The organism is Microcoleus sp. BM001215392, from assembly GCF_036700185.1.
Taxonomy (GTDB): Bacteria; Cyanobacteriota; Cyanobacteriia; order Cyanobacteriales; family Microcoleaceae; genus Microcoleus.
In genome coordinates, this window is sequence record NZ_JAUBOJ010000364.1 from 1 (window position 1) to 7,855 (window position 7,855).

Sequence of the window (7,855 nt, forward strand, 5' to 3'; positions counted from 1 at the left end):
TTACTTCATTCAGCTCGGCTTTTTAGATGGAAAAGCTGGCTATATTTATGCAAGGCTATTAAGTCAGTACGAGTATCAAATTAATGCCAAACTTTACGAGTTGAGCTGCTGTGGCGGTCAGTTGAATGTCGCAGAACCTGAGCCTACTTTATCCCCGCCTGTAGTTAGAAGTCAGGAGACTGAAGTTAAATCGCCTTAATTTTTTGCCCAACTTAATAATTAAAAATTGGAGATACTAATATTTAGCTCAATACGCAGTTGTCAATAGTTTTTTTCTGTGAATACAGGAAGGTTAATCATCGCTTTTTTTTATAAAATAAATCGCATTATCTGTTTTTAAAAGGGGTTTTTAAGTTTTGATTGTCTGATTCCAAACCTATTGAGATGTAGCTGTTCTCAAAGCTGACGATATTATTTTGTCCGGGCTAGATTTGACCCAATCTATTTTTCACAGGGTTTGAACCCCTGGCTTGTCTTAAATCAACCCTATGGAGATTTCACCCCGATCGCGATCGGGCGATCGCACCCTTTGTGCTGTCAGCGACCTGAACAAGCCAAAAATAAGCCAATTGGCTTAAACTATTAAGACAAATTGCTAATGTATGCGATCGCAAAAATCAAATATGTTTATTTTAGACAATCTCTGAGAAAACCGGAAAACTTAGCATTTTTCCTGCCCTAGCCATCCGGCAATCCGCTCCCAATTACCCTTAAAAATAACCGCGATTTTCTGATTTCTTTTCCCAAAACTGGTAAATTTGGGGGCGCAAAGATATATTTTTCCCTGCGAGCGATCGGGGGGTTAAGCTGGTGTTGAGGTGAAATGTACGAGTTAACAACTTAGGACTAAGGCAAAAAATTACTTTTAAATGCTACTCATAGCGACAACTAACCTGATGCACACCGCACTCTAGAGATAAAAGCTCTAGCTAAGTCCGGTAATTGCCACAAATTCCCCAAAAATCCGGATATTCCGTCTATTTTGTTGTATAACTAATTATAGTTGCTTTCCTGTAATTTTTTTTGTCAAATAAATTGCAAGTGCGAGCGCAAATCTTCAGGATCTGTGATTTTTTTTGCAGTCGCTCGCCGGGAGAACTGCTTGCGCATTTAGAGCATCATTTTTTTGACAGCACTGAAGAAAACGGAAATACTCTATAGCGGTGCTTGCGAGTAGACATTCAATTTTTATCGGTGGATGTCTGCCACCTAAAGTAGTGGTTGCAACAAAGTCAATAAAAAAATATTGGGTGCATCAGGGCGCAAGCAAATATACTCGTAGTGGCTCTAGCATTTCGGTAGTAAATATCTGATTCTGACTAATAAGTTGTCTGCCGAAATGCTAGAGCCTTCGCAAAAATGAGATGCACCCAAAATATTTGATGGGGCGATCGCTGTTTGCAGACTATTTGCTATAATGCAGCCGCAATTCTGACCTGCATTTACAGCAATGCCAAATTCACAATCGGGGTGCTGGGATAAACAATCCATAACTTGTTGGGGTGCAACTAATGAAATCGAGAAAGTATTTCCTAAACAACAAGTTTTTCCAAGCATGACTAATCCTTCAAACATCCAACTTTTCAAACCAACCAAATCTCCTAAAAAATTAGTGGCAAAAGCTGTTCGCTCCCTCCCTTTGCGAACAGTTTTAATACTTCCTTTCGTCTTGCAAATTGTGGCAGCAGTCGGAGTTGTAGGGTATTTGTCATTTCGCAACGGACAGCAAGCAGTTAACGAAGTTGCTACTAAATTGCGCCAAGAAATTAGCGATCGCATCTCCGAACGAGTCCAAGAATACATGACATTTCCCCACCAACTAAATCAATTCAAAGCCAATGCTTTTGAACTGGGGGATCTCAACTTGCAAGACACTCCAAAAATACAGCGCCACTTCTGGAAGCAACTGCAAACTTTTGATACAGTAAGCGTTACCTATATTGCCACTCCAAGCGGAGATTTTATTGCCGCACGGCGCACAAATGAGGGAAATTTTTTACTGCAAGAACGCAGCGAACTTACAGACGGCAACATGAATTATTATGCTGCCAACAACCGAGGCGAATCAACTAACTTAGTGAAGGTAAAACCTAAATTTGACCCGCGAGTCCGTCCCTGGTACACAGCAGCAAGCGAAGCAAAAACCGCAACTTGGAGCAAAATTTACGCCGACTTTACCAGCAAAGGATTGGGAATTACAGCGGCGCAACCGTTATACGACGAATCGGGAGAGTTGCAGGCAATTTTCGGAACTGATTTGCTATTTTCGCGAGTTAACGAGTTCCTCCAAAAGTTAAAAATTGGCAAATCAGGAGAGACATTTATTATAGAGCGATCGGGCGAATTAATTACGACATCAACGCAAGATCCAGTATATCTAATTAAGGGTGAAGAGACAGAAAGAATTCAGGCAACTGCCAGCCAAAACGCCACCATCAGCCTTACTACTAAATACCTCCAAGAACACTTTGGCAACCTCAACAACATTCAAAAAACCCAACAGCTTAGCTTAAAGATTAAAGATGAGCTACAATTCATGCAAGTTACTCCCCTAAAAGATAATAAGGGTTTGGACTGGCTGATTGTAGTAATTATTCCCGAATCAGATTTCTTGGAACAAATTAATGCTAACAACAAAACAACCGTTTTGCTGTGCATTGCCGCTTTTGCAACATCTATAATTATCGGCATACTCACAGCCCGATGGGTGACAAAGCCAATTTTATATTTGAATCAAGCAGCAAAAAATATTACTAAAGGTCACTGGGGTAAAACTGTAGAAATTAACCGCAATGATGAAGTTGGCGAACTTGCCAACTCATTTAAAAGTATGGCAGAGCAACTGCAATTTTCTTTTGAAGAAATGCAAAGCTTGAATGCTGAATTGTCCGAGAGTAAAAGCCGACTCAACCAAATTTTAGAAGCCGTGCCGGTGGGGATATTTGTAGCAGAACCGAGCGGTAAACCTTACTACATCAATTCTCGGGCTCAATCCTTGCTTGGCAAAGCCATGATAGACGATGTTAAATCGGCAGAAATTGGTGAAGTCTATCAAATTTATATCGCAGACAGTGGGGAAATTTACCCTCAAGAAAAAGACCCGATAATTTGTGCTTTTCAAGGAGCAAGTGTTAACGCTGACGACATAGAAATTCACTTACCAAACAAAAATGTTCCCCTAGAAGTTTGGGGAACGCCAATCTATGACGAGAAAGGGAATGTGAGTTTTGCGATCGCAGCTTTTACCGACATTACCCTACGCAAAGAATCAGAAAAATTAATAGCCGAATACAACCGTACTCTCGAAGTTCAAGTTACTGAAAGAACGCAAGAACTCAGAACAGCATTAGACCACCTACAAACTACCCAAGAAGAGTTAGTTCACTCGGAAAAAATGGCGGCTTTAGGACAATTAGTAGCTGGAGTTGCCCACGAACTGAATACTCCACTGGGTGCGATCCGATCGAGTGCAGGAAATACGAGCAAATTCTTGGGACAAACCCTCTCCAACTTACCTGCACTTTTTCAACTATTTTCTCCCGAAGAAGCCGATAACTTTTTCATGTTACTAAATCAATCGCTGCAAAAAGATATAACTTTGACAGCCAAAGAAGAAAGAAAATTAAAGCGAACTTTGGTAGCTCAACTAGAAGATGAAAATATTGAGGAAGCCGACGATATTGCGGATACCTTAGTAGATATGGGGATTTATGAAGCAGATGACTTTATGTCTCTGCTGCAAAAACCAGAACGCGAGCTAATTTTAGACATGGCTTACAAACTCACAGAAATCCAACGAGGTACCCAAACAATTAATACCGCAACGGATCGAGCATCAAAAGTCGTCTTTGCTCTCAAAAATTATGCCCGACACGACTCCTCAGAAGTGATGATTCAATCGGATTTAGTTGAAGGTATAGAAACGGTACTCACGCTGTATCAAAACAACCTGAAACACGGGGTAGAAGTATTGCGAAACTTCCAAAAAATAGAACCTGTACTCTGCTACCCCGATCAACTAAATCAGGTGTGGACAAATCTCATACATAATGCCCTGCAAGCGATGGACAATAAAGGTACATTAACCCTCGAACTCTTTCAAGAAAGCAATCGCGTTCAAGTTGCAGTCACGGATAACGGTAAGGGAATTCCTGAAGAAGTTATCTCTAAAATCTTCGAGCCATTTTTCACGACTAAACCCCCCGGCGAAGGCACAGGTTTAGGACTTGATATTGTCAGAAAAATTATTGAAAAACATCGGGGAAACATCGAAGTTGCATCAGTTCCTGGCAAAACTACTTTTACGGTTTCTTTACCCGTGAATCCGGGATGAGCTATGTAGCTAAGCATTTCCTGTATCGCTGGCACAAGTTGTATGATGCGGTTTTTTACAGCCAGTGACAACGTGACAAATTAGGAGATACATTCAACAGTCAACAACGAACAATCGCTGAGATGAAATCATATGTCTAAACCAGTCATTCTGTGCGTTGACGACGAAAAAGTGGTTTTGAAAAGCCTCAAAACTCAACTCAAATCTGCCTTTGGCAATACCTACGTTTATGAATTAGCGGAAAATCCCGCCGATGCTTTGGAGTTGATAGACGAATTTAATGACGATGATACAGCGATTATCTTGATTGTGTCTGATTGGTTGATGCCGGGAATGAAAGGAGATGAATTTCTAATTCGAGTCCATAAAAAATTTCCCAAGATAGTTAAAGTGATGCTGACAGGTCAAGCAGATGAAGATGCAGTTCAAAGAGCATTTGACGAAGCCGACCTTCACCGCTGTTTGCACAAACCTTGGTCGGAATCCGAGTTAATCGAAACCATTAAAACAGCTTTATCGCTATGAGCAAACAAGTGATTATTTGCGTGGATGACGAAACCACGGTTCTCAAAAGCCTCAAAGCTGAATTAAAAGACGCTTTAGGCAATACTTACCGGATTGAAATTGCCGAAGGAGGCGAGGATGCTTTAGAGTTAGTTGCTGAATTAATTGCCGGTGGAGAAGAGATTCCCTTAATTATCTCGGACTACGTGATGCCTGATATGAAAGGAGATGAATTGTTAAGGCGGGTTCACGAAATCTCTCCCAAAACTCTCAAGGTGATGCTAACAGGCCAGGCGACAATTGAAGCTGTGGGAAGTGCGATTAAGCACGCCAAACTCTACCGATTTATCGGCAAACCTTGGCAAACTGAAGATTTGAAATTGACAGTTACAGAAGCGGTTCACAGCTACAGTCAGGATAAAAAGCTAGTAGAACAAAATGCGGAACTGCGAAAAGTCAATGAGAGGCTAGAATTAGCTTTGGAACTGCAATCACAATTAACCAAGGCCGCCAGACGCTTTGTGCCTAATGAGTTTGTCTCTTTGCTAGGCCGTGAAAGCTTAGTCGATATCAAACTCGGCGACAGCGTGGAAAAGGAAATGTCTGTGTTGTTTTCGGATATTCGGGATTTTACAAGTATTTCTGAGGGGATGACTCCTCAGGAAAATTTTAGGTTTATTAATTCTTATTTGAGCCGCATGGAGCCAACTATTATTGAAAATAATGGTTTTATTGATAAGTATATTGGCGATGCAATTATGGCTTTGTTCGGTCATAGTGCCAAGGATGCGGTGAACGCTGGAATTTCGATGCTGCACCGTCTCAAGGAATACAATAAATACCGCGTTAGCGAGGGCTTTGCACCGCTCAAAATTGGGATCGGTATCAATACAGGCAACCTGATGCTGGGAACTGTTGGGGGAACAACGAGGATGGATAGTACGGTGATTAGCGACGCGGTGAATTTGGCGAACCGCGTGGAAACTATGACGAAAAGTTACGGGGTGTCGATGCTAATTACTAACAATACTTTTTTACAGTTAAATGTTAGTGAATATCAGAAATATGCGATCCGAAATATTGGTCGGGTTCGAGTGAAAGGTAAAGCAGATTTGGTGACAATTCATGAAGTATTTGATGCCGATCCGCCGGAAGTGAAAGAGGGCAAGTTGGCGACTTTTAACATATTTTTAGAGGCTTTGTGGAATTACAGTGCGAGCAAACATAAAGAAGCGGCACAACTTTTTGCTGAGTGCGTGCGCAAAAACCCGCTCGATAGCGTAGCGAAAAATTACTTACAACGCTGTCAGGAAATTATGTCAATATTACCTGAGGGTAAGTCGAATTTTTTTTGATGGGGAATTGCCAATTGCGAATTGGCAATGTTTCCACTCTCCCCCTCTTCCTGCTGTCCTTAAACCCAAGTTTGTAGAACTTTTCCGGCTATTTGCTGTCCCAACCAAGCTGTATTTGCCGATCGCGACTTCAGACTTTGCACCTCAACAGTCCAAGTCATCAGCGGGTCGAACAAAATCAGCTCAGCAGAGGCTCCTGGCGCCACCGTAGCGGGGGTTTGACCGAGACAAACGGCGGGGCCAGTGCTTAAAACTCGCCACAGTTCCAAGGCGGAAAATTCGCCAGTTTCCACCAGTCCGTGCCACAGCAAAGGCAAAGCTAATTCTAAGCCGATCGCCCCTGGGGGACTATCAGCAAAAGCCACGGTTTTTTCCTCGTAGGTACGCGGGTTGTGGTCGATCGCGATCGCATCAATCACCCCATCTTTCACAGCTTGAATTAAAGCTAATTGATCGCTACGATTGCCCAACGGCGGTTCTAGGTGTAAATTCGGATCGTAGGCAAAGGAAGCACTCAGAGCATTTTTGCCACCGGAATCTTGAGAGTTTCCAGAAATTGCGCCAACATTTAACAGCAAGTGCATCCAAGTGACACTAGCAGTCACCGGCAAACCCCGCGCCTTAGCATCTCGAATCAATTCCACGCTGCGGGCGGTGGAAACGCGCATGATGTGTACGGGAGTACCGGCAGAGGCCACCAACTCCAAGACTGCCGCCAAAGCCGATGTTTCTGCACTCGCGGGAATTCCCGGCAAACCCAAGCGCACCGACACTGCACCTTCCCGGGCGGCACCATTTCCTGCCAAAGTTCGATCGCACGGCCACAAAGCCACAGACTTATGCAAGGGCTGGATATACTCCAGCAAACGCCTCACCAGAGCCGGATTAGACAGCGGCAAACCGTCCGCAAACCCCACCACCGCAGAGGAGGCCAGCTCCCCCAACTCGGCCATCTGCTGCCCTTTAACGCCCGCTGTCAGCGCGCCCCAAAAATACAAACGGGGTAGGGAGGGCGACAAATTGCGGATGTGTTGCTGCAACAAAGCTAAACCGGCCAAATTGTCTACAGGTGGGGATGTATCGGGCAAAATTGCCACTCGCGTAAAACCGCCAGCCGCCGCAGCCTGCATTAAGGATTCGATGGTTTCTCGTTCCTCAAAACCTGGTTCTCCGCTATGACTGTAGATATCGGCTAATCCTGGCCCTAAAATTAGTCCTTGGCAATTCCGCACTTCTGTGTCGGCGGGAATTTCGGTGATATTTTCTTCTATTGCTTGGATATGATTTTCGGTAATTAGAATGTCAGCGGTGCGATCGAGCTTTGAAACTGGATCGATTACTCTTATATTTTGTAGCAGTTCGCGATTCATAAAGAAGGAAGTTCGGCAACGGATTTTTTAACGGATGTAACGGATGGATGGAGGATGGAACCGCGAAGACGCTAAGGACACGAAGGAAGAGGGGGGAAGGAAGAGGAATAAAAGCAAGGGTTTAAGCAGTTAAGAATGCTTGGTGGTTGCTATTAAATTTCGGACTTTTGTCCGGCGAAGCGTGGTGGAGGGCATTGGTATTTGTGTTAACTTAAGCTTTAAACGTGCGATCGATCTACTGTTTGAAGATTAGGTTGGCCGATCCCCCCTAGCCCCCCTTAAGAAGGGGGGAA

General features: G+C 43.5%; 5 protein-coding genes and 1 pseudogene. 4 read left to right on the forward strand and 2 right to left on the reverse strand.

Annotated elements, in window-relative coordinates:
- Positions 1–199, forward strand: a pseudogene (locus tag QT974_RS27795) (glycosyltransferase family 2 protein); the annotation flags it as partial.
- 1,088 nt (positions 200–1,287) lie between these two features.
- Here QT974_RS27795 and QT974_RS27800 read toward each other — a convergent pair.
- Positions 1,288–1,557, reverse strand: a complete 270-nt coding sequence (locus tag QT974_RS27800) for a hypothetical protein (RefSeq protein WP_333471631.1) — start codon at positions 1,555–1,557, stop codon at positions 1,288–1,290.
- On the opposite strand from QT974_RS27800, the gene QT974_RS27805 reads away from it, so the two are divergent.
- The 3 genes from QT974_RS27805 to QT974_RS27815 all read left to right on the forward strand — a co-directional run bounded on the left by QT974_RS27805 (position 1,556) and on the right by QT974_RS27815 (position 6,192).
- Entirely contained in the window at positions 1,556–4,333 is a 2,778-nt protein-coding gene (locus QT974_RS27805) for an ATP-binding protein (RefSeq protein WP_333471632.1), read from the forward strand. The two genes, QT974_RS27800 and QT974_RS27805, sit on opposite strands and share 2 nt — an antisense overlap.
- Positions 4,334–4,465: 132 nt before the next feature.
- A complete protein-coding gene (locus QT974_RS27810; RefSeq protein WP_333471633.1) occupies positions 4,466–4,858 on the forward strand; it encodes a response regulator in 393 nt (130 codons plus the stop codon).
- Complete coding sequence (locus QT974_RS27815; RefSeq protein WP_333471634.1) at positions 4,855–6,192, forward strand: adenylate/guanylate cyclase domain-containing protein; 1,338 nt, start codon at positions 4,855–4,857, stop codon at positions 6,190–6,192. Before QT974_RS27810 ends, QT974_RS27815 begins: the two co-directional genes overlap by 4 nt.
- A gap of 59 nt (positions 6,193–6,251) precedes the next feature.
- Here QT974_RS27815 and QT974_RS27820 read toward each other — a convergent pair whose 3' ends face one another.
- Positions 6,252–7,562: a dihydroorotase gene (locus QT974_RS27820; protein WP_333471635.1), complete on the reverse strand. Its 1,311-nt coding sequence runs from the start codon at positions 7,560–7,562 to the stop codon at positions 6,252–6,254.
- Positions 7,563–7,855: the final 293 nt, after the last annotated feature.